The organism is Pseudoalteromonas sp. S2755, from assembly GCF_005886535.1.
Classification (GTDB): domain Bacteria; phylum Pseudomonadota; class Gammaproteobacteria; order Enterobacterales; family Alteromonadaceae; genus Pseudoalteromonas.
In genome coordinates this window covers 1-311 of record NZ_PNDS01000180.1, presented here as the reverse complement: position 1 = coordinate 311, position 311 = coordinate 1, and the positions used below count along the sequence as shown (strand labels likewise).

At 46.6% G+C, this 311-nt stretch carries 1 protein-coding gene; it reads right to left on the bottom strand.

All coding sequences use genetic code 11. The features are described 5' to 3' along the window. The coding region (locus tag CWC03_RS22335; RefSeq protein WP_138583719.1) for a transposase at positions 1 to 311 on the bottom strand (311 nt) is incomplete at both ends.

Genomic DNA, 311 nt, shown 5'->3' with positions numbered 1-311 from the left:
TGAGTGCTGGGTCGGTGTAACACCTGCACATGCCGCCGCCCCTCTGGCATCACTAAATTGTGAGGTATTGCCCAAAAAGGATAGCAGCTCTATCGCGGTAATTGGGCCAACGCCTTCTAATGCCATTAAACGCTGGCAGCTCTCATTTTGCTTGGTTATCGCTTCAACTTGTTTATGTAGCTGTGCTTTAGCGTCGCATTGTGTTTTATATAGGTCATAACTCACTGCGAGTGCTTGTTTTAATGCGATAGGTAGCGCATTTTCAGCATCTTCTAAAATATCTGGAACCGCTTGTGTTAACGCTGCATCGC